General features: G+C 39.5%; 30 protein-coding genes and 2 pseudogenes. 28 read left to right on the top strand and 4 right to left on the bottom strand.

Features of this window, described 5'->3' with window-relative positions; genetic code table 11:
• Nucleotides 1-37: 37 nt before the first annotated feature.
• The 6 genes and pseudogenes from tagD to B5X77_RS07360 all read left to right on the top strand — a co-directional run bounded on the left by tagD (nucleotide 38) and on the right by B5X77_RS07360 (nucleotide 5,670).
• Nucleotides 38-436 carry a glycerol-3-phosphate cytidylyltransferase gene (tagD, locus tag B5X77_RS07335; protein ID WP_079506640.1) on the top strand — a complete coding sequence of 133 codons (399 nt, stop codon included), beginning with the start codon at nucleotides 38-40 and terminating at the stop codon, nucleotides 434-436.
• Nucleotides 429-1,637 (top strand): CDP-glycerol glycerophosphotransferase family protein, encoded by a 1,209-nt coding sequence (locus tag B5X77_RS07340; protein ID WP_079506642.1) that lies wholly within the window; start codon nucleotides 429-431, stop codon nucleotides 1,635-1,637. The genes tagD and B5X77_RS07340 overlap by 8 nt, the downstream gene beginning before the upstream one ends.
• A 184-nt stretch (nucleotides 1,638-1,821) precedes the next feature.
• A complete protein-coding gene (locus B5X77_RS07345) occupies nucleotides 1,822-2,619 on the top strand; it encodes an ABC transporter permease (protein ID WP_079506644.1) in 798 nt (265 codons plus the stop codon).
• A gap of 17 nt (nucleotides 2,620-2,636) precedes the next feature.
• Nucleotides 2,637-3,422: pseudogene (tagH, locus tag B5X77_RS07350) on the top strand (teichoic acids export ABC transporter ATP-binding subunit TagH); the annotation flags it as partial.
• 278 nt (nucleotides 3,423-3,700) lie between these two features.
• The gene (locus tag B5X77_RS07355) at nucleotides 3,701-4,432 is read left to right on the top strand and encodes a WecB/TagA/CpsF family glycosyltransferase (RefSeq protein WP_079506648.1); all 732 of its coding nucleotides are present in this window, start codon (nucleotides 3,701-3,703) and stop codon (nucleotides 4,430-4,432) included.
• Nucleotides 4,433-4,614: 182 nt separating this feature from the next.
• Nucleotides 4,615-5,670, top strand: a complete 1,056-nt coding sequence (locus B5X77_RS07360) for a glycosyltransferase family 4 protein (protein ID WP_079506650.1) — start codon at nucleotides 4,615-4,617, stop codon at nucleotides 5,668-5,670.
• An 84-nt stretch (nucleotides 5,671-5,754) separates the two neighbouring features.
• Here B5X77_RS07360 and B5X77_RS07365 read toward each other — a convergent pair whose 3' ends face one another.
• Entirely contained in the window at nucleotides 5,755-6,777 is a 1,023-nt protein-coding gene (locus B5X77_RS07365; protein ID WP_079506652.1) for an LCP family protein, read from the bottom strand.
• A 107-nt stretch (nucleotides 6,778-6,884) separates the two neighbouring features.
• Nucleotides 6,885-7,517 (bottom strand): YigZ family protein, encoded by a 633-nt coding sequence (locus B5X77_RS07370; protein WP_079506653.1) that lies wholly within the window; start codon nucleotides 7,515-7,517, stop codon nucleotides 6,885-6,887.
• A gap of 397 nt (nucleotides 7,518-7,914) precedes the next feature.
• On the opposite strand from B5X77_RS07370, the gene B5X77_RS07375 reads away from it, so the two are divergent.
• The 15 genes from B5X77_RS07375 (at nucleotide 7,915) to B5X77_RS07445 (ending at nucleotide 20,067) form a co-directional block, all read left to right on the top strand.
• Complete coding sequence (locus B5X77_RS07375) at nucleotides 7,915-9,057, top strand: sensor histidine kinase (RefSeq protein WP_079506655.1); 1,143 nt, start codon at nucleotides 7,915-7,917, stop codon at nucleotides 9,055-9,057.
• A 63-nt stretch (nucleotides 9,058-9,120) separates the two neighbouring features.
• Complete coding sequence (locus B5X77_RS07380) at nucleotides 9,121-9,804, top strand: response regulator (protein ID WP_079506657.1); 684 nt, start codon at nucleotides 9,121-9,123, stop codon at nucleotides 9,802-9,804.
• A gap of 149 nt (nucleotides 9,805-9,953) precedes the next feature.
• The gene (gene sda, locus B5X77_RS07385) at nucleotides 9,954-10,115 is read left to right on the top strand and encodes a sporulation histidine kinase inhibitor Sda (protein ID WP_079506659.1); all 162 of its coding nucleotides are present in this window, start codon (nucleotides 9,954-9,956) and stop codon (nucleotides 10,113-10,115) included.
• Nucleotides 10,116-10,330: 215 nt separating this feature from the next.
• On the top strand, nucleotides 10,331-11,170 hold the full coding sequence (locus B5X77_RS07390; RefSeq protein WP_079506661.1) for a DegV family protein: 840 nt from the start codon (nucleotides 10,331-10,333) through the stop codon (nucleotides 11,168-11,170).
• Between the two features lie 329 nt (nucleotides 11,171-11,499).
• Entirely contained in the window at nucleotides 11,500-12,912 is a 1,413-nt protein-coding gene (locus B5X77_RS07395) for an ATP-dependent helicase ComFA (protein WP_079507624.1), read from the top strand.
• Entirely contained in the window at nucleotides 12,909-13,610 is a 702-nt protein-coding gene (locus tag B5X77_RS07400) for a ComF family protein (RefSeq protein WP_257391750.1), read from the top strand. Before B5X77_RS07395 ends, B5X77_RS07400 begins: the two co-directional genes overlap by 4 nt.
• A gap of 28 nt (nucleotides 13,611-13,638) precedes the next feature.
• On the top strand, nucleotides 13,639-14,040 hold the full coding sequence (locus B5X77_RS07405) for a TIGR03826 family flagellar region protein (protein WP_079506663.1): 402 nt from the start codon (nucleotides 13,639-13,641) through the stop codon (nucleotides 14,038-14,040).
• A 78-nt stretch (nucleotides 14,041-14,118) separates the two neighbouring features.
• Nucleotides 14,119-14,388 carry a flagellar biosynthesis anti-sigma factor FlgM gene (gene flgM / locus B5X77_RS07410; RefSeq protein WP_079506665.1) on the top strand — a complete coding sequence of 90 codons (270 nt, stop codon included), beginning with the start codon at nucleotides 14,119-14,121 and terminating at the stop codon, nucleotides 14,386-14,388.
• A gap of 56 nt (nucleotides 14,389-14,444) precedes the next feature.
• Nucleotides 14,445-14,924, top strand: coding sequence for a flagellar protein FlgN (locus tag B5X77_RS07415; RefSeq protein WP_079506667.1), 480 nt, complete (start codon nucleotides 14,445-14,447; stop codon nucleotides 14,922-14,924).
• Between the two features lie 20 nt (nucleotides 14,925-14,944).
• On the top strand, nucleotides 14,945-16,492 hold the full coding sequence (flgK, locus tag B5X77_RS07420) for a flagellar hook-associated protein FlgK (protein WP_079506669.1): 1,548 nt from the start codon (nucleotides 14,945-14,947) through the stop codon (nucleotides 16,490-16,492).
• 10 nt (nucleotides 16,493-16,502) lie between these two features.
• Complete coding sequence (flgL, locus tag B5X77_RS07425) at nucleotides 16,503-17,393, top strand: flagellar hook-associated protein FlgL (protein ID WP_079506671.1); 891 nt, start codon at nucleotides 16,503-16,505, stop codon at nucleotides 17,391-17,393.
• Between the two features lie 45 nt (nucleotides 17,394-17,438).
• Nucleotides 17,439-18,029 (top strand): DUF6470 family protein, encoded by a 591-nt coding sequence (locus tag B5X77_RS07430; protein WP_079506673.1) that lies wholly within the window; start codon nucleotides 17,439-17,441, stop codon nucleotides 18,027-18,029.
• A gap of 13 nt (nucleotides 18,030-18,042) precedes the next feature.
• Nucleotides 18,043-18,483, top strand: coding sequence for a flagellar assembly protein FliW (gene fliW, locus B5X77_RS07435; protein WP_176167260.1), 441 nt, complete (start codon nucleotides 18,043-18,045; stop codon nucleotides 18,481-18,483).
• Nucleotides 18,484-18,489: 6 nt separating this feature from the next.
• On the top strand, nucleotides 18,490-18,717 hold the full coding sequence (gene csrA / locus B5X77_RS07440) for a carbon storage regulator CsrA (RefSeq protein WP_079506677.1): 228 nt from the start codon (nucleotides 18,490-18,492) through the stop codon (nucleotides 18,715-18,717).
• 138 nt (nucleotides 18,718-18,855) lie between these two features.
• Entirely contained in the window at nucleotides 18,856-20,067 is a 1,212-nt protein-coding gene (locus B5X77_RS07445) for a flagellin N-terminal helical domain-containing protein (protein WP_079506679.1), read from the top strand.
• Between the two features lie 394 nt (nucleotides 20,068-20,461).
• On the opposite strand, the gene B5X77_RS07450 is transcribed toward B5X77_RS07445, so the two are convergent.
• Nucleotides 20,462-20,713 (bottom strand): hypothetical protein, encoded by a 252-nt coding sequence (locus B5X77_RS07450; RefSeq protein WP_079506681.1) that lies wholly within the window; start codon nucleotides 20,711-20,713, stop codon nucleotides 20,462-20,464.
• 69 nt (nucleotides 20,714-20,782) lie between these two features.
• Nucleotides 20,783-21,058, bottom strand: a pseudogene (locus B5X77_RS23985) (DNA endonuclease); the annotation flags it as partial.
• A 392-nt stretch (nucleotides 21,059-21,450) separates the two neighbouring features.
• Between B5X77_RS23985 and flaG the strand changes: the two are divergent.
• The 7 genes from flaG to B5X77_RS07495 all read left to right on the top strand — a co-directional run bounded on the left by flaG (nucleotide 21,451) and on the right by B5X77_RS07495 (nucleotide 26,740).
• A complete protein-coding gene (gene flaG / locus B5X77_RS07465) occupies nucleotides 21,451-21,816 on the top strand; it encodes a flagellar protein FlaG (protein ID WP_079506687.1) in 366 nt (121 codons plus the stop codon).
• Between the two features lie 12 nt (nucleotides 21,817-21,828).
• On the top strand, nucleotides 21,829-23,910 hold the full coding sequence (gene fliD, locus B5X77_RS07470; protein ID WP_176167261.1) for a flagellar filament capping protein FliD: 2,082 nt from the start codon (nucleotides 21,829-21,831) through the stop codon (nucleotides 23,908-23,910).
• A gap of 28 nt (nucleotides 23,911-23,938) precedes the next feature.
• Complete coding sequence (fliS, locus tag B5X77_RS07475) at nucleotides 23,939-24,340, top strand: flagellar export chaperone FliS (RefSeq protein ID WP_079506689.1); 402 nt, start codon at nucleotides 23,939-23,941, stop codon at nucleotides 24,338-24,340.
• Complete coding sequence (locus B5X77_RS07480; protein ID WP_079506691.1) at nucleotides 24,340-24,684, top strand: flagellar protein FliT; 345 nt, start codon at nucleotides 24,340-24,342, stop codon at nucleotides 24,682-24,684. The genes fliS and B5X77_RS07480 overlap by 1 nt, the downstream gene beginning before the upstream one ends.
• A complete protein-coding gene (locus B5X77_RS07485; protein ID WP_079506693.1) occupies nucleotides 24,685-25,065 on the top strand; it encodes a hypothetical protein in 381 nt (126 codons plus the stop codon).
• 175 nt (nucleotides 25,066-25,240) lie between these two features.
• Nucleotides 25,241-25,786 carry a ribosome hibernation-promoting factor, HPF/YfiA family gene (gene hpf, locus B5X77_RS07490; RefSeq protein ID WP_079506695.1) on the top strand — a complete coding sequence of 182 codons (546 nt, stop codon included), beginning with the start codon at nucleotides 25,241-25,243 and terminating at the stop codon, nucleotides 25,784-25,786.
• A gap of 111 nt (nucleotides 25,787-25,897) precedes the next feature.
• On the top strand, nucleotides 25,898-26,740 hold the full coding sequence (locus tag B5X77_RS07495) for a DUF1028 domain-containing protein (RefSeq protein WP_079506697.1): 843 nt from the start codon (nucleotides 25,898-25,900) through the stop codon (nucleotides 26,738-26,740).
• Nucleotides 26,741-26,755 lie beyond the last annotated feature (15 nt).

Raw genomic sequence — 26,755 nt, forward strand, 5'->3', positions numbered from 1 at the left:
ACCCGGTTTTTAAAAACTTGGTAAGGAGATGATTATAATGAAAAAAGTAATTACTTATGGCACATTTGACCTTTTGCATCCAGGCCATATCAATATATTAAGACGAGCTAAGGAACTCGGCGATTATTTAATCGTAGGGCTTTCTACTGACGAATTCAATCTGCAGAAGCATAAAGAGGCGTACCACAGCTATGAGGATCGAAAGCTTATTTTAGAAGCTATTCAATATGTTGATGAAGTAATTCCCGAGGATAATTGGGACCAAAAAATTAAGGATGTACTTAATCAAGAAGTGGATATTTTTGTGATGGGCGATGATTGGAAAGGCCACTTTGATTTCTTAAAAGAATTTTGTGATGTGATTTACCTTCCCAGGACTACAGGTATTTCTACCTCGAAAATCAAGTCAGACCTTCAGGAGGTTGGCGATGATTAGGGAATTTTCCATCTCAGTATACCTGATTCTTTTTAAATTGATATTTAGTTTTTTTAAGTTATTTCCATTAAAGAATAAAGTAACCTTTGTGGTTAGCTTTGGGGATAATGCAAAGTATGTTTTAGATGAGTTAAAGAAGGGGAATTCAACATCTGATATAGTGTGCTTATACACCAAGCCTTCTGTAAAATCAATATTTGAAGGCTATAGTGACATTGGATTGATCCCATTTGAATCAAAAGATATTTTGAAGACAATCTTATCAATCTATCATTTAGCAACCTCGAAATATATTATTATAGATAATTACTATGGCTTTCTGGCAGCAACCGAATTTAAACCAGGTGTTGAATGTGTGCAATTATGGCATGCAGCTGGAGCGGTAAAGAAGTTTGCACTGGAAGACCAATCAAATGCTTCAAGGAGCCAGAGAGCGAATGAGCGATTCTTAAAAGTATATAGGAAATTTGATAAGGTCGTTGTTGGCTCGGATGCTATGGCGGCTGTTTTTATGAAAGCATTTGGTATTCCTTCAAAAAACATTCTTAGAACAGGCATCCCGAGAACAGACTTTTTCTTTGATAAAAATAAGAAAAAGCAAGTAATTGAAAAGCTCGAATCAGATAACCCGGATTTAAAATCAAAAAAGGTCCTTCTCTATGCTCCAACCTATCGGGATGGGGAACTAGAAGCGTCGGATATTAAATTGGATCTTGCAAGAATGCAAAAAGAGCTGGGTGATGATTATATTGTGCTTTTAAGGCTCCATCCAGCAATTAGAAAGACTTTTTCTTATAATGATAAGTTTCCCGGTTTTGTATATGATTATTCAGGACCAGACTATGATGTTAACGAATTACTTCTCGTGACAGATATTCTTATTTCAGACTATTCGTCAATTCCTTATGAATTTGCATTACTCAATAAACCGATGATTTTCTATGCTTACGATTTAGAAGAATACACAAAAAGCAGAGGTTTGTGGGAGAATTATTCCTCCATGGTTCCAGGTCCTATGGTGAAAGAAACTGCTGACATCATTAAGGTCATTAAAAAGAACCAATTTGACCTGGACTTAGTGAGAGATTTTTCAAAGAAGTGGAACAAGTATTCAAATGGGAATTCCAGCTTAAATTTAGTAAATTATATCAGCAGTCCAGCGGAAGAAAATTTGCAAAAACGAGAAACTGCTGTACAATAAGTTTGCCCATGGAATTTAATTAAAAAGTGTATGTATCTCCATTCCTGCTTCGGAGAATGTCTCTCCGAAGCAGCTTTTTGTAGTGAAATGTTATATTTATATTACATTGCCATGCACACACAGGATTAATTCAGAAATTGTGTTTATAATATTTTTATTACTATGTTTAGGATGGTCATTTGTTATGAAGTCGTTGTTTACAGTATTAAAAGAACAAATATCTAGTATCTATTTAATTGGTCGGCTCTCTCTCTTTGAGTTGAAGAGTTCAAATAACAATAATTATTTAGGGATGCTCTGGGAATTGATCAATCCAACAATCCAACTTGCCATTTACTGGTTTGTTTTTGGTTTTGGAATTCGCGGAGGGGAAGACGTTAACGGAATTCCTTTTGTCTACTGGCTGCTTTCTGGTATGTCTGTCTGGTTTTTTGTTAACCAGTCTTTGTTGGAGGGATCCAAGTCCATTTATACAAGGATTAACTTTATATCTAAAATGAGTTTTCCAATGAGTGTAATTCCAACATATGTAATAGTATCGAAATTTTATTCTCATCTTATGTTAGTAGGGTTAATTACTATTGTATTGCAATTTACAGGGTTTATTATTTCGCCATACTTTATCCAATTGCCATACTTCATGTTTGGTACATTGATGTTACTGGTGGCCATTTCATTAATTACATCCACTTTATCAACAATTGTTCGAGATGTTCAAATGATTGTAACTTCAATTGTAAGGATGCTGTTATATTTGACGCCGTTATTATGGGTGCCAACTGGTTTTATTAAGAAATTAATGATGGTTAATCCATTTTATTTCCTGGTTGAAGGATATAGAGCCTCTTTGCTGGGTACATCATGGTATATGTTTGAAAATTTAGAGCTGACATTATATTTTTGGGGACTAATTCTTCTCCTTTTAATTATCGGATCAGTTCTACACGTTAAATTCCGGAATCATTTTGTTGACTATATGTAAAAAGGAGGTTACCTCTTTTGAGTGATACAGTGATTGTTAAAAATGTATATAAAAAATATAAAATGCATAAAAAGAGTTCTGAAAAATTGCTCGACGTTATATTGCCTGGCGGATATGGGGAAGATTTTTATGCCCTACAGGATATCTCTTTTACTGCAACGAAAGGTGACGTTATTGGACTGGTTGGTGTTAATGGTTCTGGTAAGTCAACACTTTCGAACATTATTTCTGGTGTTATTCCTCCTACTTCAGGGACAGTGGAAACCAGAGGGCAAACTTCATTAATTGCCATTGCATCCGGTCTGAATAATCAGCTGACAGGCCGAGAAAATATCGAATTGAAATGCTTAATGCTAGGTTTCAATAAAAAACAAATTAAAGAAATGGAACCAGAAATCATTGATTTTGCTGACATTGGAAAATTTATTGACCAGCCTGTTAAGAAGTATTCTAGTGGTATGAAATCAAGACTAGGTTTTGCAATTTCTGTAACGGTTGATCCGGATATTTTAGTAATAGACGAGGCCCTGTCTGTCGGAGACCAGGCTTTTGCACAGAAGTCGAAAAATAAAATGTTTGAATTTAAAGAGAAGGGCAAAACAATATTTTTTGTCAGTCATGCGATGGGTCAAATCAAAGAATTCTGCGAGAAGGCTCTATGGCTTGAATATGGAGAAATAAAGGCCTATGGTCCTGTTTCCGAGGTTATCCCGGAATATGAAAAGTTTTTACAAAAGTATAAATCGATGACTCCTGCAGAACAAAAGAAATTTAGGGAAGAAGTTATAAAAAAACAGAGTGGTTTGTCTGTAAGTACAAATTGATGAGAAAATCTAAGCATTTATTATTAAATGCTTAGATTTTTTTACATTACCATGGTTTTGGTGTTTGATTTGCAGGGTAAAAATACCAGTAAAATCTTGTGAATCGAAGTGTTTATTTTTGCCGTTTTATGTGCTCATAGGTTCAAATTAGTGCATTTTCCAGCAATAGAATAAAAAAGAACTATTTCATCTACTTACATTTCGTGATAATGTTAATTAGATAATGATTCTTTTAGTAGAGGAATAGTGCAATTTTTATGAGAAAAAATATAGTAGACATTCTAGATATTCCATTCATGAATGTTAAATTTAATGAAATGGTCAATGAGACTGTACAAAGAATAAAGACAACTACCAAGACTTTTATTGTTACTGCCAATCCAGAGATTGTTATGTACGCAAAGCGAAATGATTTATATAAGATGAGCCTTATGGTTGCTGATTTTATTGTCCCTGATGGATATGGAATTTTGCTTGGTTCAAAAATCCTGAAATCCCCCTTGCAGGAGAGGGTAACAGGTTTTGATCTGACAATAAAATTATTGGAATTAGCTGCTGAGAATGGGTGGTCTATATTTCTTCTTGGCGGAACAGAAGAAACGAACGAGAAAGCTGCAAATAATATACTGCATAAATACCCTGGGATAACATTAGCTGGAAGGCATCATGGTTTTTTTGATGATAGTGAAGAAGAAATAATTGAAAAAGTTAAATCTTCTAAACCGGATATCGTTCTAGTTGCGATGGGCTTTCCTAAACAAGAACAATGGATCTCAAGCCACCTAAGGTTATTTGAAAAAGGAATTTTTATTGGGGTTGGAGGGACGATTGATGTTCTCGCTGGAACAGTTAAACGGGCACCTCTCTTTTGGAGAAAAAGCAATCTTGAATGGCTTTATAGACTAATTAAGCAACCATCTAGGTGGAAAAGGATGTTGTTTCTCCCCTTATTTGTTCTATACGTTATTAAATCCCGGTTCAAGAAATAGTTGATTTTATACTCATTTGCTAATGAAACTTTTTAATTATAGTCTCGTCATATAAATGTGCATAAAAAAAGAACACAACGATATTTTTTTGTGCTAAACTAGGAACGTTTGGAAAACATTACGTAAAAATAATGCCTGCAATAAATTTTTATTAGGGCATTCTATACATGAGGAGGGTCATTATGTTTTATTTGACCTTAATATTATGTTTTATATGCTCTATTCTTATAACACCGATTGTAAAAAAGTTGGCGTTCCGGTTAGGGGCTACAGATGCTCCAAATAAGAGGAAAGTGCATGTAAAGGTAATGCCTAGAATGGGCGGCCTTGCCATTTATCTAACTTTTTTAATTGGTGTCTTTATAATGAATCCGGATAGTCCGTACCACTTTGCGATTATAACTGGAAGTGTGATTATCATCCTTACGGGTATCCTGGATGATATCTTTAACTTATCCGCCAAAGTAAAGCTAATTAATCAAGTTGCTGCTGCTCTGGTTGTAGTACTTTGGGGTGGGATCGACGTTGATTTTATTAACCTCCCTTTTGAAGGAAAGCTTGAATTTGGTGTCCTAAGTGTTCCCATTACCATTCTATGGATTGTTGGGGTAACAAATGCAATAAATTTGATTGATGGTCTAGATGGATTGGCTGCCGGTGTTTCTTCAATTGCTTTAATATCTATTTCAGCAATGGCGATTGTTATGGGAGACATCTATGTTATGACTATTGGATTTATTCTCCTAGTCAGTACATTGGGGTTCCTGTTTTATAACTTCCATCCTGCCAAAATTTTCATGGGTGATACAGGGGCGTTATTTCTTGGTTATATGATTGCAGTACTTTCATTACTGGGATTTAAAAATGTAACTTTTATTTCCTTCATCGTTCCGGTCATTATTCTTGGTGTTCCAATGACAGACACTATTTTCGCTATAATTCGCCGGTTAGTGAATAAAACTCCTTTAGCAGCACCGGATAAATCCCATTTGCATCATCGTCTGCTGGATCATGGTTTTACTCATCGTCAAACGGTTATATTGATATATGCAATCAGTGCAATGTTTGGTTTAACAGGGTTTATCTTTTCCTTTACAACGATGTGGGGTTCATTGTTAATTCTTTTAATCATTTTCTTGGCAATCGAGTTGATCGTAGAGAGTGTTGGTTTAGTTGATAAAAATTACAAACCACTCCTTAATATAGTTAGAGGAATTAAATTTGAAAAGAATAGATAATGAAAAAGATCCTTGCTCAACTGCAAGGATCTTTTTCATGTTTTAGTGTAAGTGAAGAAGGGTAAAGATAAAAAAAATCCCCTTCTAATTAGAAGGGGAAACGGTATAACCTGATTCGCTAGACTGGTTATTTAAATCTGTGCCGAGGTTCAGGTGTGTTTTAAGCTTTGCCTTAGTTTCAGTTAATGCTATATCATCAAGCTGGTAATAATAAACGCCATCTATTCTGGCGTCAGTTCCAGTTAGGGTCATTGTTTCTGTATTGAGGTTACTGCCTGCAGTTGCATATTCTATGAATGACTTCATATCATCAAACCTTAGGTCTGTTGTCATATTGTCACCAACTGCTTCCATTACATCAGAATAACTGGTAACCGATTTTACAGATACAGCCTTTTTCATAATTGCTTTAATAATTTCTTGTTGTCGTTTTCCACGTTCGATATCATTATCGAGTTTTCGTGTCCGAGCCAAGGCAAGAGCTTCCTCGCCATCAAGGGTTTGCAGTCCTTCAGTAAGCGTGATTGCTCCGGCCTTATCATGTGAGTCCTGTTCTGTAAAAGTATAAGGCACCTCTACTTCAATTCCGTTTAAAGCATCAATTACGTCAATAAATGCATCGAAGTTCATTTTCACATAATAATCAACAGGAACATCTAATAATTCTTCTACGGTTTCCAGTGTTAATTCAACACCGCCATAGGCATGTGCATGATTAATCTTTGTGTAAATATTCTCTTCAGGGATATGAACATAAGAATCACGAGGAATACTAAGTAATTTTACTGATTTATTATCTTGGTTAAAGGTTGCCAACATTAAAGCATCTGTACGAGAACTGCCTTCAAACTGCCGCTTATTACTGTCATCCACCCCGATAAATAAGACTGAAAAGTTTTCATCGAATGGATTTACTGCTCTTTTACCAGCCCGATCAATTGGATTATATGAATCACCCATTACAGATTCTGCTTTATTATATAGGAATGTGCCGTAAGCGACGAAACTTAGGGATATAAGTAAAAGTGGCATTATAATCCATCGAAAAACTCTTTTTTTTCTTAATCGTTTTTTATTTAAATTGTTACTGCTCCTTAGTGCAGTCATATATGAATCTCCTTTTCTTCTGAAAAATGAAAATTAAATATTATAAATGAAATTTGCCTAAACTCCATTTTACAACTTTTTTGGTTGTACGTAAATTGAATTTTTTGTCAAGTGTCGTACTCCAAATATACAACTTCACCAGTCCGGATTTCTCCCTGTCCACTTGTCATCTCAACCATCCATACTTTAAAAGCTTCTGCTTGAGCCTCTTCTACGTAAGTCTCAATTTCAACTTTATCAAGGTAGTGAATTTCCTTCAATTGATAAGTAGAGGACCTGAGTTCGTTTTCTACTTTTCCAAGTAAAGTGTATTCGATAGTCGTGTGCATGATTCTCATGAGCTTGCGTTCCACAATGCCAGTCTCTTTAAGCCCCTCGGAAGTGGCCTTTCCATAAGCGCGTATTAAGCCTCCTGCACCGAGTTTGATTCCCCCGAAGTAGCGGGTTATCACTACGACAGTATCCTTAAGGTGTTTCTTCTTTAAAACTTCTAAAATCGGTACACCCGCGGTCCCGCTTGGTTCCCCATCATCATTAGCCTTCTGGATTAGGTCATTCTCACCAATCATGAAAGCCGAACAATTATGGTTCGCATTCCAGTTTTTCTTTTTGATTTTATGGATGAATTGCTGGGCTTCTTCCTCTGTTTCTGCTCTATCTATATGTGCTATGAATCGGGATTTCTGAATCTCGATTTCGTGTTCTCCATATCCTTTTACCGTATAGTAATTTGGAAGCAAATCTAGCTCACCTCTCTCAAGAAATTTCCCAACACTATCTTCGACATAGTTTTTATGTTCGACATTCGTACTTAATGCTACAATTCATTATAAGTTGACGGCAATCGTGGAACAACGGTGTCTTATGATTGTAATATAACTTTAATACAGTAAATGTGTTCGAATGTTATAATAGTTAGTGGTCTGACAAGGTAGAATATACTTTTGGAAAAATGTTTTTATTTTAAAATTGGAGTTTAGCTCCTAAAATAATAGGATATAAGACTTAGAATAAAAAATCAATTCTGTGCCTTTGTATCGATTTTAATGATAAATGGCATGATTTTCTTGTTGAAAATTAGTAACAAATTAGTTTTCAAGTTAAAATATCTTTAGTGCCGCCCGTGGGGGAATTTACATGGCGATTAAAAAATTCGACACAAAAGCCCTTGATCTGATTTTAGAAAAGATGATCGAAACAGTTGGAGACAGCAAAGACGAAATTTTTCGAATAGCAGAACAGTGCCGAACTGACTATGAATCTATTACGGACGAATTGAAAGACATTAAGAGGAAGGTCGCCCAAATCATTAATGAGGGCGAAAAGCTGGACGCCCAGGTAAGAAGGGCCAGATTAAGGCTCTCAGAGGTGAGCAAGCATTTCAAGGATTATTCCGAAGCGGAAGTTCGTGAAGCTTACGAAGTTGCCCATAAGCTGCAGATGGACCTGACAATGAATCGGCAAACGGAAAAGCAACTGCGTGAAAAACGGGATGACTTAGAGCGCAGGCTTGTTGGCCTGAATGAGACAATTGAGCGCGCTGAACATCTAGTTTCACAAATTAGTGTGGTCATGAACTACATGATGAGCGATATCAGGCAAATGGGAGAGGCGCTTGAAACCGCTAAGGAAAAGCAGGACTTTGGACTCAAGATTATCGAAGCACAGGAAGATGAGCGAAAAAAACTTTCTCGAGAAATCCATGATGGACCAGCCCAGATGATGGCAAATGTCATGATGCGATCCGATTTGATAGAGAGAGTTTATAAGGAACGTGGAGCAGAAGAGGCAATCCGTGAGATCAAGAGCATGAAGACGATGGTCAGATCTGCTTTATATGAGGTCCGGAGAATCATCTACGATTTACGGCCTATGGCGTTGGACGACCTTGGCTTGATACCTACCCTCAAAAAGTATTTACAGACAATCGAAGAGTATCATAAGACAACCAGAATCCAATTTACCAATATCGGTGAGGATAGAAGGCTGACATCTAAGTATGAAGTAGCTTTATTCCGAATGGTCCAGGAATCGGTCCAAAATGCCCTCAAGCATGCGCAAGCAACTCTGATTCAGGTGAAGCTGGAAATAAAGAGAGATCATGTAATGGTGGTCATAAAGGATGATGGCAAAGGCTTTGACATAAATGAGAAGAAACCTGAGTCATTTGGTCTTCTTGGAATTAAGGAAAGAGTCGAGCTGTTGGAAGGCGAGCTATCCATCCATTCAAAAATTGGCACTGGGACATTGGTCATTATCCAGGTTCCAATGAACTTATAAATAAAGAGACAGCAAAACTGAAAGAGAAAAATAGAGACAGAAGCAATAAGGGAGGCGAAGGCTATGACAACAAAGATTGTCATTATTGACGACCATCAACTTTTCAGAGAAGGGGTAAAACGGATTCTTGATTTTGAATCAACATTCCAAGTCGTGGCTGAAGGTGATGACGGCAGCGAAGCGATTACGCTAGTAGAACAGTACCAGCCTGATGTTATCATTATGGATATCAATATGCCTAACAGAAATGGCGTTGAGGCGACAGCTGAATTGATTGAGAAGTATCCAGATTCAAAAGTCATCATATTATCGATTCATGATGATGAGAATTATGTAACACACGCTCTTAAAACCGGAGCAACTGGTTACCTTTTAAAAGAAATGGACGCAGATGCTCTAGTAGAAGCTGTAAAAGTCGTTGCTGACGGTGGCTCTTACTTACATCCAAGGGTAACTCATAATCTGGTCAAAGAATATCGTCGTCTATCAGCTGATGATGGCGGAACCGACAAATACATATCACAGGTTGAAATTCGTCGACCACTCCACCTACTTACACGTCGAGAATGTGAAGTCCTTCAATTGTTGGCAGATGGAAAGAGCAATAGAGGTATTGGGGAAGCGTTGTTCATCAGTGAAAAGACTGTAAAGAACCACGTAAGTAATATATTGCAAAAAATGAATGTAAATGACCGTACTCAAGCTGTTGTTGTTGCAATCAAGAATGGCTGGGTAGAGGTTAGATAATTCTTAAGCAACCACATTTGTCGAAACGACAGATGTGGTTTTTTGTCGATTGCTGTATGAAAGTGTTGGAATAATACGACAGAAAATCCCCTAAACATTTACAAAAACTTAATAAAATCCGATATAATTAGAGAAAGTAATCAGAAGGGGTGGTCATCATTTCTTTACTATGGGAACTATCAGATGAAAAATTAATTGAAGCATACCAACAGGCTACTCTGTTGAATTTAGATGAATCCTTTATTGAAATGCTAATAGAAGAACTTGATAACCGTGGACTAGAAGCTTTAAAAACCCAATATGTTTCTTAATTTTTACAACACTGTGCAATCGATTGCCAGTGTTTTTTTTGTTTTAACGAAAAAGTTCCCATGGAAAGTGGAGAAGGAACTAAGATCATCCTTTTTCTCTTTTCTAAATCTCTTTATCAAAATAGTTTTCCTGAAAGAATGCAATTTGCATAGAGTTCATATAAAATGGGATTGTACATACTGTAGAAGAAAAACATAAGGATGGTAAAATATTAATGAAAACGGCAGTTGTTACGGATAGTACTGCGTACATCCCGAAGGAGTTGCGGGAGAAGTGGAATATCCACATGATTCCGTTAAGCGTGATTTTTGATCATGAGACATATAGAGAAGAAATAGACATCCAGGCGGAAGATTTTTACGAGGTGGTAAAGCAGCGCGAACTTCCGACAACATCGATGCCGCCGATTGGAGAGTTTGTAGAGCTCTTTGAAAAATTGGCGAAAGATTACGATTCGGTTATCAGCATCCATTTGTCCAGCGGGATCAGCGGAACATACCAGGGTGCCGTGAGTGCAGGAGAGATGGTTGAGGGTATCGAAGTTCATACTTTTGATTCTGAAATCAGTGCGATGGTACAGGGGTTTTATGCTCTGGAAGCGGCAGAGTTAGCAGAGCAGGGTGTTGAACCTGAAAAAATCATCAAGCGTTTGAATGAAATGAAGAAGTCTATCCGTGCTTACTTCATGGTGGACGATTTGAGCCATCTTCAGCGTGGCGGGAGGTTATCCAGTGCCCAGGCTTTAATTGGAAGTTTGCTGCAGGTCAAGCCGCTGCTTCATTTTGAGAATAAAATGATCGTACCATATGAAAAGATCCGTACGCGGAAAAAGGCGATGAACCGTGTAGTGGAATTGCTTGCGGAAGATGCCAACAGCGGTGATGAGTACCGGGCGGTCGTCATCCATGCCAATCGTGAAACAGAAGCGCTTGAATGGAAAAGCGAGCTTGAGGCTCGGTTACCAAATGTGGAATTCATGTTAAGCTACTTTGGTCCGGTCATCGGAACCCATCTTGGAGAGGGTTCGATGGGAATGGGCTGGTATAAGAAATAATCACGGAGAAGTTTTTACTACAATGCTTAAGCGCCAAATCCGTATAAGGAGTTGGTGCTTTTTTCTTTTATCCACATAAAAACAGTAGTTATCAACAAAACAGTCCACTTATCAACAAGTTTTTGTTTTATCTTCCTCCTTATCCACATCGATAAACGCTTTCATTTTGTGAAATACAAACTTACCAACAAAGTAACCCACATTATACACAGAAAAATGTTGTTATCCACAAACAAATCCACAAAAGGCTGTGATTAACTTTGAAAAACCTAAGAAAAGATATCCACGATTTAAAAATTTCTGTTGATGAACTGGCATTCAATTCGGCAATGATCCCTCAGTTACCCTCTCAATCCACAAAGCGATTTTTTAATTACAATCCTAAAATACAAAACATATTAGCAGGTAAACAACTGCTGATAGAAGAATTGCCTTTTTCCCCAGAAGAAATTAAACAGCACTTTGAACATGGTTATTTAGCTTACCGCAAGGGAATTCATAGAAAGCCGCTTACTTGCACAAGGTGTGGTACGACTGATCCTTCCTGGTTTGCGAAGTTTCCCTGTTCACGTTGTGGAAAAGTTGAACTTTATTGCCGGAAGTGCTTGATGATGGGGAGGGTTAGTGAGTGCACACCGCTTGTCAGTTGGGCGGGACAAGAGCCGATGTTTGATAGAATCGTAGAGCCGCTTCAGTGGAATGGTCAATTATCAGAAGGACAGAAGGTTGCCTCCCTACGAGTTGTGGAAGCTGTGGAAAACTCAGCAGAGCTCCTTGTCTGGGCAGTGGCCGGAGCGGGAAAGACGGAAGTACTGTTCGCTGGTATTGCCCATGCTTTATCTACAGGCAAGCGGGTATGCGTGGCTACACCAAGGACCGATGTGGTTCTCGAACTTGTCCCTCGTTTACGAAAAGTGTTCCCCGATATTAAGATTGCCGCTCTATATGGCGGGAGCGAAGAACGTCATGAATATGCCCAGCTAAGCATCTCCACCACACATCAGCTGCTCCGCTTTTATAAGGCATTCGATGTCATGATCGTCGATGAAGTGGATGCCTTTCCTTATTCAATCGATGAAACGCTGCAATATGCCGTCCAGCAATCAAGGAAGCCTGAATCTTCATTGATTTACTTAACTGCCACACCAAAAAAGCAATGGCAAAAAGAATGCCGCTCGGGAAAGAGAAACTGCGTTACTATTCCTGCCCGCTTCCATCGTCATCCACTGCCGGTACCCGAGTTTGTGTGGTCCGGTAATTGGGAGAAGCTTCTCCACAAAGGAAGGCTGTCCGTACAGATAAAAAAATGGGTAGAAGCCAGGCTGGCCACCGGGAAACAGGCACTGATATTTGCCCCCAAAATAGCCGCCATGGAAAAACTCCTTAAAATTCTCCGAAACATCGATCCCCCCATTGAATCCGTCCATGCTGAAGACCCTGACAGAAAAGAAAAAGTAATGAAATTTCGAAACAAAGAAATTCCCATCTTGCTGACGACAACAATCCTTGAGCGGGGAGTAACGATCCCGAATATCGATGTGGCTGTTATCGGCTCGGAAGACAGGATTTTTACCGAGAGCGCCCTTGTCCAGATTGCTGGCCGGGCAGGGAGAAGTGCGGAATACTCTACTGGTAATGTGACGTTTTTCCATTATGGAAAAACAGAAGCAATGCTAAGTGCCTGCAGCCAAATTGTGCTGATGAATAAAGAAGGAGTCAGGAAGGGGCTGATTGATGTATGATTCATTGTCTATTATGCCATGGAGAAATTGAACACAAATTATCATGGCAATCTCTTTTAGGTAAAAAAGAAATCCCTAAAATTTGTGAAGAGTGCAACGAAAATTTTGCGCCAATTACAGGGGAAGTATGCGAAATCTGTGGCAGGCCATTTGCCTTTTTGGAAGGGGAATTCCGGGCGGGAAAAGTGTGCCTGGATTGCAAGCGATGGGAGGAAGACGAGCACTGGAGTGGATGCCTTGATCAAAACAGGTCGCTGTATCGTTATACCGATTTCACAAAAGACGTGATCGCAAAGTTCAAGTTCCGCGGGGACTATGTATTGGCGGATATTTTCGCTGGAAATTTCCGGCAGGCTTTGCGAGTTTTCCAATATGACTATATTTCCCCCATTCCTCTCAGTAACGAACGACTATATGAAAGGGGCTTCAACCAGGCTGAAGCACTCATCAAAGCAGCCGGTTTCGAACCCACCCACCTGCTCTCCAGAGTCCATACCGAAAAACAGTCAAAAAAATCGCGCTCAGAAAGAATTCTTATTGAGCAAATATTCAAGATGGCGGAGGGAATGGAAATCGGGGGTAAAATAATTATGATAATTGACGATATATATACTACAGGCTCAACGTTAAGACACGCAGCCAAAATACTAAAAGAAAACGGAGCTGCGAAGGTGTATTCATTCACTTTGGCACGCTAATTGAGATAAAATTGAAGGAGGAAGGACATTGGACCTTCAAAATTGCCCTAAATGCGATTCCATATTTGTTAAAAATAAATTCCGGGATGTTTGTGAGAAATGCTGGAAAGAGGAAGAACAGGCGTATGATATTGTTTCTAAATTTATGAGAAAGCGAGAAAATAGGGCTGCAACGATCTTACAAGTTGTAGAGGCAACAGGCGTGTCCGAAGATCTGATTTTAAAATTCATCAAAACAGGACGTTTCCAATTAGCTCAATTTCCTAATTTCGGCTACCCATGCGACAAATGTGGGAGCATCATTCGCGAAGGCAGGCTTTGTGCTTCGTGTGCAACTGAGCTAAAATCAGATTTAAAGAGTGTTGAATATGAGGAGCAACGGAAGAAGGAACTGGCAAAACGCGCGACTTTTTTCACACATAGAGATTAGGCGAAAAGTATTATTAAATACCGGCTGAGGATGGCCGATAATACAAGTAGAAATCGTTCTGAAAGTGAGGTTTAGACGATGAAAATCAATAATAATTTTGGTACATCGGGGATTAACCCTTATAAACGCCAGATGAACAAGCTAGACACTGCTGCGAACACGCAGAACAAGAAAGCGGATAAAGTGGAGATATCTTCAACTGCAAAGGAAATGCAGCAGCTTTCCCAGGTATCTGTGGAACGCAAACAAAAGGTTGATGAATTGAAGATCCAGGTGGAGAACGGTACGTATAAACCGGATTCAAGAGAAACAGCAAAGAGTATACTGAATTTCTTTCATAAAAAATAGAAGAAATACTCGTCTTGGGACGAGTGTTTCTTTATGCCTGAGAAGGAGGGCAGCCGATGTCTGCTGAAACACTGGTATCTATCATGGATAAAATGCTAAAACTTCATAAAAGTCTTTATGAAATAGCCGTAAAGAAAACCGATATTGTGAAAAAAGGAGATACAGCTGCCCTCAACCTGCTGCTAAAGGATGAGCAGGCCCATATGACGGCCATAAATAAACTAGAGCAGGAGAGGCTTTCTGTTTCGGAAAAAATCCTACCTGCCAATCAGAAGCCATCCTTGCTGGAAATTGCAAAAGCAAACGGTAAAGAAAAGGATGAGCTTTTGCAAATCAGGGATGATTTGATAAATGTGATTTCTAAAATTAAGTCACGAAATGAATTGAATCAGCAACTAGTTCACCAATCAATTCAATTCATCAATTTTTCAAAAAGCCTAGTGATGCCACAGGAGAAGGATTTCAACTACGGACCGCCTGCCGGCCAGAAAAAACAGGCCGGGCAATCTACTGGAATGTTCAACTCAAAAGCATAATTTAATTGGAGGAACGAAACATGCGTTCAACCTTTATGGGATTAGAAACAGCGCGTCGCGGAATGTTCACGCAGCAGAGCGCTTTGCATACAACAGGACATAATATTTCGAATGCCAATACACCTGGCTATACACGTCAGCGCATTAACTTTGAGCAGACAGAGCCTTATCCAAACGCTTCACTTAACCGTCCGCAAATTCCCGGGCAGGTTGGGACAGGAGTCAAGGCTGGATCGATTCAGCGTGTGCGGGAAAGTTTCCTGGATATTCAGTACCGGAGCGAAAATAATAAACTGGGATACTGGGAAACTAGGGCAGAGGCATACACTAAACTTGAAGAAGTGTTAAATGAGCCTTCGGAATCCGGACTGGCTAAAACCATGGATCAGTTTTGGCAGTCTCTGCAGGATTTAGCGGTAAACCCGACAAATCCTGGTGCTCGCTCAGTGGTTCGCCAGCGCGGGATAGCGGTAGCTGAAACATTCAATTACCTTCACAATTCTCTTTCCTCTATTCAAAGAGATTTAAAGAATGAGATTTCTGTTACGGAAAAAGAAATTAATTCGTTAACTTACCAGATTAGTAAAATCAATGGTCAGATTGCTGACGTCGAGCCACACGGTTATTTACCAAACGATTTATACGATGAGCGTGACCGATTGATTGACCAACTAGCTTCTATTGTAAATATTAAAGTCGATTACACAAACTCAGGTGGCTGCTCGCTTCAAATGGCGGATGGACAAGCGGTTATTAAAATGGTCAGTGATAGTGGAAAAGAGTTAGGAATACTTGTAAGTGGTGACCGTAATAATGCTTTAACTACTAAATTTGATGGTATTGAGGAATCGGTTAAGTCCATTTCTATTGGTAATTCCAGTTTTGATTTTACAGAGTTGAAATCAACTGGAAAGCTAAAAGCTATAGTAGATTCCTATGGTTATGAACAGAGCGGAAAAGTAGTGGGTGTGTATCCTGACATGATGAAAGAGTTAGACAACCTGGCTTTTACCTTTGCGTCGGAATTCAATCAAGTCCACAAAGATGGAATGAGTCCAAATGATATCGCGAAACAGACCAAGGCCGGCAATCCATTCTTTGCTGATTCCGAGAATGCTCAACCTCAGCGTGGAGGATTTGCAAGCAGGATTCAACTGGCGGATGCAATCAATCAGAGCCTCGATAATATCGCAACAGCTGATGGATCGGATATCGTTGCAGCTACAATTGGTGACTCTACTAACATCTTAAGATTAGCAAACATCATTAACGATAAATTTGATTATGCCGGTGACAGCGAACAAGCAAACTTCCGTAATTATTATGAAGGAGTAATCGGCGGCATGGCGGTTGAATCGCAAGAAGCTGTGCGGTTAACGCAAAACAGTGGCTCCCTAAGAGAGTCTGTGGAAAGTCGCCGAAAGTCAGTGAGTTCTGTATCATTGGACGAAGAAATGACAAATATGATCCAGTTCCAGCATGCCTACAACGCATCAGCCCGGATGATCACCCTCCAGGACGAAATGCTCGATAAAATCATCAACGGCATGGGAACCGTAGGAAGATAGGTGAAATGAAATGCGCATAACACAATCAATGCTTTCTTCCAATTCGTTAAGAAACCTGAGTGAGAGCTACCGCCGAATGGGGCAGTATCAGGATCAGCTTTCGACAGGCAAAAAAATTACTAAACCATCTGATGACCCGGTAGTAGCGATGAAAGGGATGTTTTACCGATCGAATTTGACTGAGGTTGAACAATATAAGCGAAATCTCGCTGAGCTTTATTTATGGATGGAGAATTCCGAGGCGGGAATTGAACAGGCAAACAATGGGCTACAGCGTGTACGTGAACTAGTCATCCAGGGAAAGACTGGGTCATTGAGTCCGACTGACCGAGAGGCAATTGCCCGTGAGGTTGAGCAGATTAAAAACGATTTAGTACAAGTGGCGAATACACAAGTCTCAGGTCGATACATTTTCCACGGAACAGACACTGATCATCCGCCTGTAACAAGCGAAAATCCACCGACAGTAGCGGAAAACCTTACTGATTCTGCTATTGATACTTATAAGGTTGAAGTCTCGCGCGGAGTTTCTTTAAGGGCAAACGTAAATCCTGCCAATGTTTTTAATCAAGAAATGTTTAATGTTGTTCAGGAGATTGAGACGGCTTTAAAAGAAGACAACCCTTCCGCATTAGACAATTTGCTTAGCAGGCTAGATAAAACAATGGACAACCTATCTGCAGAACGATCAGAACTTGGCGCCCGTTACAATCGTCTTGAAATGATTGACGATCGAATTGGTCAGCAGGAAGTTATGGCAAACCGGGTTCTGTCTGATAATGAAGATGCAGATATCGAAAGAGTTATAACTGACCTGAAAACGCAGGAAAGCGTTCACCGTGCAGCACTCGGCGTGGGTGCCCGGATTCTGCAGCCAACACTTTTAGACTTTTTAAGATAAGCTATTCTCACTGGGAATAGCTTTTTTTTCTAGGAGGGAGAACAAATGCAATTTCCTCAAATACGATTACAATCTACTTTCGGCCAAACCGATATCAACACTTATAATGCGAAGCTTGAAATCGAACAGCCGAAAGCAGAATTGAATATCCAGCAGCCACATGCTGAACTAGACCTCAGCCGCGCTCCGTCAAAATTAACAATTGACCAGACTAAGGCAAGAGAAGATATGGATCTTAAATACATCTCTAGGCGGATTGAAGAGTTCGCCCAGCAGGGATATGAGGATTGGCTCACAGGACTTGCCCGTGTTGCACAGGACGGTGATGAATTGATGATGATTGAAAATGGAGGTCATCCCATTGCTGACCAGGCTAAACGAAATAGTGAGTCACCGTTGCTTGACTTTAATATTGGATGGATACCATCAGCAGGCGGAGTAAAAATCGGGTATGATCCAGGTAAAGTAGAGATTAACTGGAAGGTTAACAAGCCAATTATTGAAAGCAGGATTAATAAGCCAATTGCTAATTATACGCCTGGCAAAGTAGAGGTTAGTTTAAAGGAATATCCGTCATTAAAGATAGATTTTGAAAACCTAAAGTATGTCGGAATTAATTATGAACAATCTATTTAAAGGAGATTGAATTATGAAAATAACAACAAAATATCATGGAGATGTAGAAATCAATTCGGAGGAAATTCTTAAGTTTGAAAAAGGTATTCCTGGTTTTCAGGATGAGAAGGGGTTTATCCTTCTTCCGCTATCTGATGATGACATTTTTTATGTTATGCAGTCAGTTTCCAATGGACAAATTGCATTTGTTCTCTCTAATCCTTTTAACTTTTTTAGAGAATATGATTTCAAGCTGGAAGATTCAGTTGTCGAGGAAATCGAGCTGGAATCCGAAGGTGATATACTTGTGTATTCAATCCTGACAGTTCAGAATCCGTTCGACAAAACAACAGCCAACCTCCAAGCCCCAGTTATCATTAACTCAAAAAATCGTAAAGGAAAACAAGTTATTTTACACAATGAGCAATACAGTACAAAACACCCAATCTTTGAAAATACAGAAGTAAAGGGGTGATTAAAGATGTTAGTACTTACAAGAAAAAATGGAGAAAGTATAAAAATTGGGGATGATATCGAAATTACAGTCATCTCTTCAAAAAATGACCAGGTTAAAATCGGCATAAAAGCACCAAAAAATATAGACGTATTCAGAAAAGAAATCCTGGAACAGATTCAATGCGAAAACGAACAAGCCTCAAAAGATATTTCCTCCATGATCCAATTTATAAAAAATAACCAAAAAAAATAAAAAAACTATTAAACATCTTTTAATAGAGACGATAAAACTATTGTAAGAGAAATAAGGGCGGCCGACCTTATTAGCTCAGACAAATAAAACCATTGTTCACAAGGATGTGAACAACAAATTCAAGGAGGAAAATAAGCAATGAGAATCAATCATAATATTGCAGCTCTTAACACTTACCGTCAATTAAACAGTGCTACAAATGCACAATCTAAATCTATGGAAAAGTTATCTTCTGGTCTACGTATCAACCGTGCGGGAGACGACGCAGCAGGTCTTGCTATTTCTGAAAAAATGCGTGCACAAGTTCGTGGATTAGATCAAGCTGGACGTAACGCTCAAGATTCTATCTCAATGATTCAAACAGCTGAAGGTGCTTTAAACGAAACTCATGATATCCTTCAACGTATGCGTGAACTTGCAGTTCAAGCTGGTAACGATACAAATACTTCGGATGACCGCGGTGAAATCCAAAAGGAAATTAATCAATTAACATCTGAAATCAACCGAATTGGTAATACTACTGAATTCAATACTCAGAAGTTATTAAATGCAAGTGCAGGGACAGTAACACCTGCAACACCGTCAGCTGCCGTAGCTGCTACTGCTACGGCTTCCCAAACTGCGGGAACTAGTGGAAATGTTACATTTACTGATGCGACAACTTTCACTGGTACTACTGGTACTTGGACTCTAGCAACAACTGATGGAACTGCTTTTACTCTCGATAAAGGTGATGGTAATGGAGCACAAGCTATTACTTTTACTGGAGGTAAAAGTACAGTGGAAGGTTTAGAACTGGTTTTACCTACAACTCCAGCGGCTAACAATGCATGGAAAATAGAAGTAACAGCATCAGTTGCTGCAGGTGTAACTACTGAACCAGCAAAATCATCATTTTCAACACAAATCGGTGCAAACGAAAGCCAAACTATGACACTTGATTTTACTGATATGCGTGCTGCGGCATTGGGGATTACTGGTACTGGGACAGGTTACACAGGTACTGCAACAGTGACCGATGGAACTGATAACAGCGCAGTAGAAAATGCTTTAGATGTAAGTACTTCAGCTAATGCAGGAAATGCAGTAACTGCAATTCAATCCGCTATTGATAAGGTTTCTGCTGAACGCTCTAAATTAGGTGCAAATCAAAATCGTTTAGAACACACTATTAACAACTTAAATACTTCTTCAGAAAACCTTACTGCTGCTGAATCACGTATTAGAGACGTAGATATGGCGAAAGAAATGATGAACCAAACAAAGAATTCTATTCTTTCTCAAGCAGCACAAGCAATGTTGGCTCAATCTAATCAAATGCCTCAGGGAGTTTTACAACTTTTGAGATAGTTGTTTGGAAGGGCGTCTAGTTTGGTAACGAGCTAGAGTATAACTGGGTGAATTGCTGGAACTTCCTAAAGCTTCATCAACCACAACGTAACTGGAAACGGTTAGCGTGAGGGTCTGAGAATGATGAGGATGTTACAATGGACAATCAGCAGCCAAGCTCCTGTGAGGAAACTCTGGAGAAGGTTCAACGACTAGGGAACACGGTCTAAGGCATACGCTAAGACTATGAATCTCGTAGGGCAGCCAATGCTGTTCGAAGTGCCCAGCCCCTTGAAAGATAAGGGTGAAGATATAGTCTATTCTGTCACTGAAAGGTACAGTCGCAAAGCAAGCGAACCAACAACCACAAGGAGTTCTTCAACTTCTTCGTTAATTTTAATAGAGGATGGGCGTTTTATAAACGTCCATCCTTTCTTAATTCTCGGATTTTATAGACGATTGACCAGTATGAACGATTAAGTGCATTTGCAATTGTCTGATCAGTGTAATTATTCTTTTTTAATTCAATGATTTTATTAACATCTTCTTCAGTGTAGTTTCTCCACCTCTCCGAATCGGAAGATAGAATTTGAAAGCCAGGATATAGTTCCTGCAATTTTACTTTTTCAAGTTCAAATCTCATTTTCCAGTCTTTTTTGTAGTCCATTGTACATCCTTCTGCAGACTTTTCAATTAACTCTAAAAATTTAATAGTGTCACTAACCTTTGTTAGCTTTTAAAAGTGGCCGAATCCATCTTTTCTTTTACTAGGTTTAAAATTAATACCAAATGTTTGACTGATATGTTTCTGAAGATGCAGTAAATCGTCTTGTGGGAAGTTTTGAAGGTATAAGTAAATGTGAGGGGTGAGGTATATTTGTTTATTTAAGACATTGACCCTTTTTGATATGCATAGAGATCCATCTTCTAAATAAAGAACAGCTAGAAAAACAGGCATTGTACATAAAGGTAAGAGTTCATATGGTAACTGCTTGTTACCTTCTTTGTTGTAAAAGTGTGAATAAAATTAGTGAATAAACTGTTAGATTTAGAAACTAAGTATGTTTTTGAAGACCGTAAATAAAACAAGTTGGGAATCATCCTAGCTTTCCATTCCCGATAACCGAGTTGGTTTAAACTAAAGTGTTCACGATAGCTATTATTCTTTCTTCGGCTTCCTGGATATATTTCGCCATCTGCCATGATACTTGTTATCAATATATTTATTTGTTCCATTGATAGACTTTCAAAGAGATCCTTCATGCTCATTACCTCCTTCTTTTAGAAAAAAGGAACGAGTGTTCTATTTTATTTTATCAAATTGAATAAGATTAATAAACTAAACAAACTAGCCCATTCTCCGATAATAAAAGTAAAAGAATTTATATTCAGGGGGACCCGGAGATGATTGATCGCTTATCATCCAATCAATTTACCTCACAACTCAGAATCACTGATACCGGTGATACAACTATCCAGAGTCAGGAAGAAGGACAAGAAACATCGACAGAAGTAACCGAAGGAAATCAAGAAAGTATCACTTTCCCAAAAGAAAAGGTAAAAGAAATTGTCGATGGCATGAATAAATTCATGGAAGCATCACCCACAGCTTTAAAATTCGAATTCCATGAAAAGCTGAATGAATACTATGTCAAAATCATTGACGAAAAAACGAAGGAAGTTGTAAGAGAAATACCCCCAAAGAAAATGCTCGATTTTTATGCGGCAATGACTGAATTCCTTGGACTAATGGTGGATAAAAAGATCTGAAGGTGATTAAAAATGGCGAATTTACGAATAGGCGGTTTGGCCAGCGGAATGGACATCGACCAGATTGTTGGCGACCTGATGAAGGCTGAACGAATGCCGCTTAATAAATTGAAACAACAGAAGCAAATTCTGCAATGGCAGCGTGATGACTACCGTTCGATGAACAGTCTACTGTTGAATTTCAGGACGGAACTGACGAACATGAAGATGACTACTCAGTACCGGGCTAGATCGGTTACTTCGACGAATTCTGAGTTACTCACAGCAACAGCGAGTAGTGCGGCTTCGCAAGCTTCCTACACTATAAATAGTGTGAGCAGCTTAGCGTCTGCCGCCACTAAAGTAAGTGGAGGTATTTCGGCATCGAAACTGGATAAAATTGACCCTGCTCAATCTCTTCTCAGTCAGCGGTCGAAATTGGCTGATGCAGGAACCTTTCAATGGTCTAAAGGTGCCATAGGGAGCCAAACACTGAAGGGCGATGGCAACTTGGATCGTTTTAAACTGACTTTGAACCCGGGAGAGGTAATCGATACATCAAATGCTGAAAATATATCAATTAAAGTAAACGGCAAGACACTTAATGTGGTTGCTGGAGATACGAATACACAGCCACCAGCTGACACTGTGTTCATCGATACTGCGGGAAATCTAAAGTATAATTCAATCATCCCTAAGGATGCTACAATAAAAGTTGATTATATTTTGCAAGAAAAAATTGATACAAAGCCACTTGCCGCGGGCACAACTGATTTTCAGATGGGTACAATGCCATTATCCAGCTTTAAATTAGAAAAGGGCGGAACCGTATATACTGCAGGACCGGCTGATCCAGTCACCGGAAAAAGCTCTTTAGTTGATGGTGGAGGGAATTCCATCGGTTCCATCAACCTGGAGACTGGCAAAGTGGAATTTGATGCTGCTCTTACTGCTGATGAGAATGTGAAAGTTTCCTATACTCAAAATTATTCAACATTCAATATAACTACCCAGACATCAAAGGGTTCTATAAAAGAAAATTTCCTAATTTCCGCTACTGAGTCGTTAAATCAAGTCATTAATAAGGTAAATATATCTAATGCGGGAGTCACCATGTTCTATGATTCTTATTCTGATCAGATTTCCATCACAAGGAACGAAACAGGGGATTACCTTACTAACGGAAGCTTGTCAGATGATACGTATAAAATTAACCAGATAGCGGCTGGTGGTTTGTTTGCTTCGAGTGTATTAAAGATTGATAATCTTGATGTAAATGGCACCAATGCTGTATTTAATATCAATGGTTTGAATACAAGCCGGGCAACGAATACATTTGAAATGAATGGTGTAACTTTTACTTTAAAAAATAAATTTGATACTGCTACAACACCAGTTTCCTTGTCGGTTAACAATGATTCTAACAAGGTATTTGACAACATAAAAGCTTTTGTTGAAAAGTACAACGAATTAATTGATAAAATACAAAAGAAGACATCTGAAGAGTATTACCGTAGCTATAAGCCGCTGACTGATGAGCAGCGTGAATCTCTTTCTGAGAAACAGCAGGAGCAATGGGAAGAAAAGGCAAAGAGTGGGCTGCTCAAACGAGATCCAATCCTTACTGGGGTTCTTGGTGGCATGCGAAGTGACTTTTACGCACCAGTCAAAAATGCAACTATAGATCCGCTCATGAACCAGTTGGCTAGTATCGGAATTAAAACAACCGCCAACTATCTAGAGGGCGGCAAGCTCGAGATTAATGAGGCAGCTTTGAAGAAAGCAATTGAAGATAATCCTGAGTCTGTTGAGAACCTGTTCCGTGGGACAGGAAGAACAAGTGACGAACAAGGGATTGTTCACCGTTTATATGAAACAGTAAATGGAGCAATGGACAAGCTTAAGGCACGTGCAGGGAATTCATTCTCTACCACGAAACAGTTTACGCTTGGCCGCCAGCTGGATAATGTAGATAATCAAATCAATCGTTTTGAATCACGATTGACTCAAGTCGAGGACCGCTATTGGCGCCAATTTACAGCAATGGAAAAAGCAATTCAGAAGGCGAATAGTCAGTCAGCCTATATAATGCAACAATTTAGCGGTGGAAATTAAAATGCCCTTTTAAAAAGGAGATTAAAATATGGCTCTAACTAATCCTTACCAATCTTACCAGCAAAACTCTGTCAACACTGCGTCACCTGGTGAATTGACATTAATGTTATACAACGGCTGCTTGAAGTTTATCAATTTGGCAAAGCATGCGATTGAAACAGAGGACATTCAGGCGAAAAACACAAATATCCAGAAGGCACAGAAGATTGTGCAAGAGTTGATGGTCACGCTAAATATGAATCTCGAATTATCACAAAATATGATGCCTATATACGACTTTATGAATCGTAGGTTAATCGACGCGAACATTAAGAATGACACTGCGATTTTGGAAGAAGTGGAGGATCTTGTCACGGACTTCCGTGATACGTGGAAACAGGTCATCCAGCTGAATCGCCAGAAGCAGCACGGTCAGGGTGGAGCAGTCTAATGAGTGCTGTCCTTCAGTTTCATCAGCTGACTATTGAACTTATACACTTTTTGGAAAATGCTGATATAGATCGCGATGATAAAATCACTCAAACTGAAGCGTTACTGAGCCAACGAGAGGCACACATGATGGCGATTGTTCCCCCTTATACATCCGAGGAAATGGCAGCAGGGAAGGAAATCAATCAGCTGAATATGAAACTTTCTCAGCTTTTAAAAGTTGAAAAGGCTTCGGTTCAAAAAGATATTAAAGGTTTGCAATCAAAAAAAGAATCCAATACAAAATATGTCAATCCGTATCAAAGTCTTTCAACGGATGGCATGTATTACGACAGGAGAAAATAGGTGAACGTGTTAAGCGAAGAAAAATTTCTTTTGGTCAATCAGTATATTGGATTACTGGATATCATCGAAGAAGCTTTTGGCCACATCTTTCTTTGTCTAGAGGAACTTAGGTTTGAGGATGCTGGAAATTTGGGGCATGACATCCTGGCGGCTTTTTGTCAGATTCATCAGACTAACCAGGTTCTTGCTGAGCATTTTTCCGATCGACCAGGCATACTGAACAAGTTCGAAGATTTTGAGTCTGTTTTGGAGAAGGCTCAACCAATCCAATACACTAACTACACTTTATGGAAAGGTATCTTAGGAGAAAGCATCTATCCTGCTTTTTCCGAATGGTACAGGGAAATCAATAAACAATTCCGCTCTTATTTCATCAACTGAACCGCCCAATTTCAGGCGGTTTTTACATATTAGGACAACCTGTATCAAATTATCCACTATTCCGACAGTAAAAACAGACATAAAATCGTCAAATCTTCAGACTGTTTTTGCAGGAGTTCTTTGGGGTAAAATAGAATTAGTAATACATAGTCATATCCCAAAGGAGGAGTCCACTATGAACTACAACATTCGTGGAGAAAACATTGAGGTAACGCCAGCAATCAGAGAGTATGTTGAGAAAAAGATTGCGAAGCTTGACCGGTATTTCACCGAGTCACCCAATGCCAATGTGAACGTGAACCTGAAAGTGTACCAGGATAAGAAATCAAAAGTTGAAATTACAATTCCGATGAAGGACCTTGTGCTCCGCGCCGAGGAAGTTCATGAAGATATGTATGCTGCAATCGACTTGATTACGGATAAGCTTGAGCGCCAGATCCGCAAGCACAAAACAAAGGTCAACCGCAAATTCCGTGAAAAGGAAAGCCTGAAGGATTACGCTCCAATTTTCACAGAAGTTGAGAATGTGGAAGAAGATGACGATCTTGAGGTTGTCCGTACTAAGAGCTTCGACCTGAAGCCAATGGACAGCGAAGAAGCGATCCTGCAGATGAACATGCTGGGCCACAGCTTCTATGTATTCACAAACGCTGAAACAAACCAAACAAATGTCGTTTATAAGCGTAACGACGGCCGTTATGGTCTAATTGAAGCACAATAATCATCTAACACTCCACCCACAGCCAGAAATTGGCTGTGGGTTTTATTGTGTTCTTTTGAAGGAAAAATTATACCGAGTGACGAAATACTTTTTCACAGGAGGCGATACATAATGACATTTTCAATCGTAGGTTATGATCCGCGGGAAAAGGAATGGGGGATTGCGGTACAATCTAAATTCCTTGGCGTAGGGGCCGTCGTGCCTTTTGCCAAGGCAGGGGTCGGTGCTGTTGCTACACAGTCTTACGCAAATACTGCGTACGGGCCACAGGCGCTTGAGCTAATGGCCCAGGGGAAATCCGCTGAAGAAGCCATGGAACTGATTACAAAGGACGATCCAGATAAGGAAATGCGCCAGGTCGGCTTGATTGATGCAGAAGGTAACACGGCAACCTTTACTGGTACATATTGCTATGACTGGGCAGGCGGAGTGACGGGCAAGCATTTCGCAGCACAGGGAAATATTTTAGTAGATGAAAATACTGTTAAGGCGATGGCTGAAACCTTTGAATCTACTGAAGGCTCGCTCGCACACCGATTGCTTCAGGCGCTCAATGCCGGCCAGCAAGCGGGCGGCGACAGCAGGGGCCAGCAATCAGCAGCACTTCTTGTTGTTAAGGAAAAGGGCGGCTATGGAGGTTATAACGACCGTTATATCGATCTTCGTGTCGATGACCATCCAGATCCAATAACGGAGCTGATCCGCATCTACGGCCTGCAGCAGCTTTATTTTGCCAAGGCAAAGCCGGAGAACGTGGTAGGTGTTGAAGGAAAAGTCAGGGAAACAGTCATCCAGCACCTCAAACGACTCGATTACCTGAAAGCAGATCCAGTAGATGATGCTGAACTTCACAAGGCACTGACTGCCTATATCCATACTGAAAACTTCGAAGAGAGGGAGCAGGAGAAGGGCAAAATTGACCTGGAAGTTTTGGAGTTTATGAAAAATCAATAATACACTAGTCCCCTG

The organism is Mesobacillus jeotgali (assembly GCF_900166585.1).
Classification (GTDB): Bacteria; Bacillota; Bacilli; order Bacillales; family Cytobacillaceae; genus Mesobacillus; species Mesobacillus jeotgali_A.

Coding starts and splice junctions, on each gene's coding strand:
- tagD (WP_079506640.1), top strand. CDS start 38: ATGAAAAAAGTAATTACTTATGGCACATTTGACCTTTTGCATCCAGGC.
- B5X77_RS07340 (WP_079506642.1), top strand. CDS start 429: ATGATTAGGGAATTTTCCATCTCAGTATACCTGATTCTTTTTAAATTG.
- B5X77_RS07345 (WP_079506644.1), top strand. CDS start 1,822: ATGAAGTCGTTGTTTACAGTATTAAAAGAACAAATATCTAGTATCTAT.
- B5X77_RS07355 (WP_079506648.1), top strand. CDS start 3,701: ATGAGAAAAAATATAGTAGACATTCTAGATATTCCATTCATGAATGTT.
- B5X77_RS07360 (WP_079506650.1), top strand. CDS start 4,615: ATGTTTTATTTGACCTTAATATTATGTTTTATATGCTCTATTCTTATA.
- B5X77_RS07365 (WP_079506652.1), bottom strand. CDS start 6,777: ATGACTGCACTAAGGAGCAGTAACAATTTAAATAAAAAACGATTAAGA.
- B5X77_RS07375 (WP_079506655.1), top strand. CDS start 7,915: ATGGCGATTAAAAAATTCGACACAAAAGCCCTTGATCTGATTTTAGAA.
- B5X77_RS07380 (WP_079506657.1), top strand. CDS start 9,121: ATGACAACAAAGATTGTCATTATTGACGACCATCAACTTTTCAGAGAA.
- B5X77_RS07390 (WP_079506661.1), top strand. CDS start 10,331: ATGAAAACGGCAGTTGTTACGGATAGTACTGCGTACATCCCGAAGGAG.
- B5X77_RS07395 (WP_079507624.1), top strand. CDS start 11,500: ATGATCCCTCAGTTACCCTCTCAATCCACAAAGCGATTTTTTAATTAC.
- B5X77_RS07400 (WP_257391750.1), top strand. CDS start 12,909: ATGATTCATTGTCTATTATGCCATGGAGAAATTGAACACAAATTATCA.
- flgM (WP_079506665.1), top strand. CDS start 14,119: ATGAAAATCAATAATAATTTTGGTACATCGGGGATTAACCCTTATAAA.
- B5X77_RS07415 (WP_079506667.1), top strand. CDS start 14,445: ATGTCTGCTGAAACACTGGTATCTATCATGGATAAAATGCTAAAACTT.
- flgK (WP_079506669.1), top strand. CDS start 14,945: ATGCGTTCAACCTTTATGGGATTAGAAACAGCGCGTCGCGGAATGTTC.
- flgL (WP_079506671.1), top strand. CDS start 16,503: ATGCGCATAACACAATCAATGCTTTCTTCCAATTCGTTAAGAAACCTG.
- B5X77_RS07430 (WP_079506673.1), top strand. CDS start 17,439: ATGCAATTTCCTCAAATACGATTACAATCTACTTTCGGCCAAACCGAT.
- fliW (WP_176167260.1), top strand. CDS start 18,043: ATGAAAATAACAACAAAATATCATGGAGATGTAGAAATCAATTCGGAG.
- csrA (WP_079506677.1), top strand. CDS start 18,490: ATGTTAGTACTTACAAGAAAAAATGGAGAAAGTATAAAAATTGGGGAT.
- B5X77_RS07445 (WP_079506679.1), top strand. CDS start 18,856: ATGAGAATCAATCATAATATTGCAGCTCTTAACACTTACCGTCAATTA.
- B5X77_RS07450 (WP_079506681.1), bottom strand. CDS start 20,713: ATGGACTACAAAAAAGACTGGAAAATGAGATTTGAACTTGAAAAAGTA.
- flaG (WP_079506687.1), top strand. CDS start 21,451: ATGATTGATCGCTTATCATCCAATCAATTTACCTCACAACTCAGAATC.
- fliD (WP_176167261.1), top strand. CDS start 21,829: ATGGCGAATTTACGAATAGGCGGTTTGGCCAGCGGAATGGACATCGAC.
- fliS (WP_079506689.1), top strand. CDS start 23,939: ATGGCTCTAACTAATCCTTACCAATCTTACCAGCAAAACTCTGTCAAC.
- B5X77_RS07480 (WP_079506691.1), top strand. CDS start 24,340: ATGAGTGCTGTCCTTCAGTTTCATCAGCTGACTATTGAACTTATACAC.
- hpf (WP_079506695.1), top strand. CDS start 25,241: ATGAACTACAACATTCGTGGAGAAAACATTGAGGTAACGCCAGCAATC.
- B5X77_RS07495 (WP_079506697.1), top strand. CDS start 25,898: ATGACATTTTCAATCGTAGGTTATGATCCGCGGGAAAAGGAATGGGGG.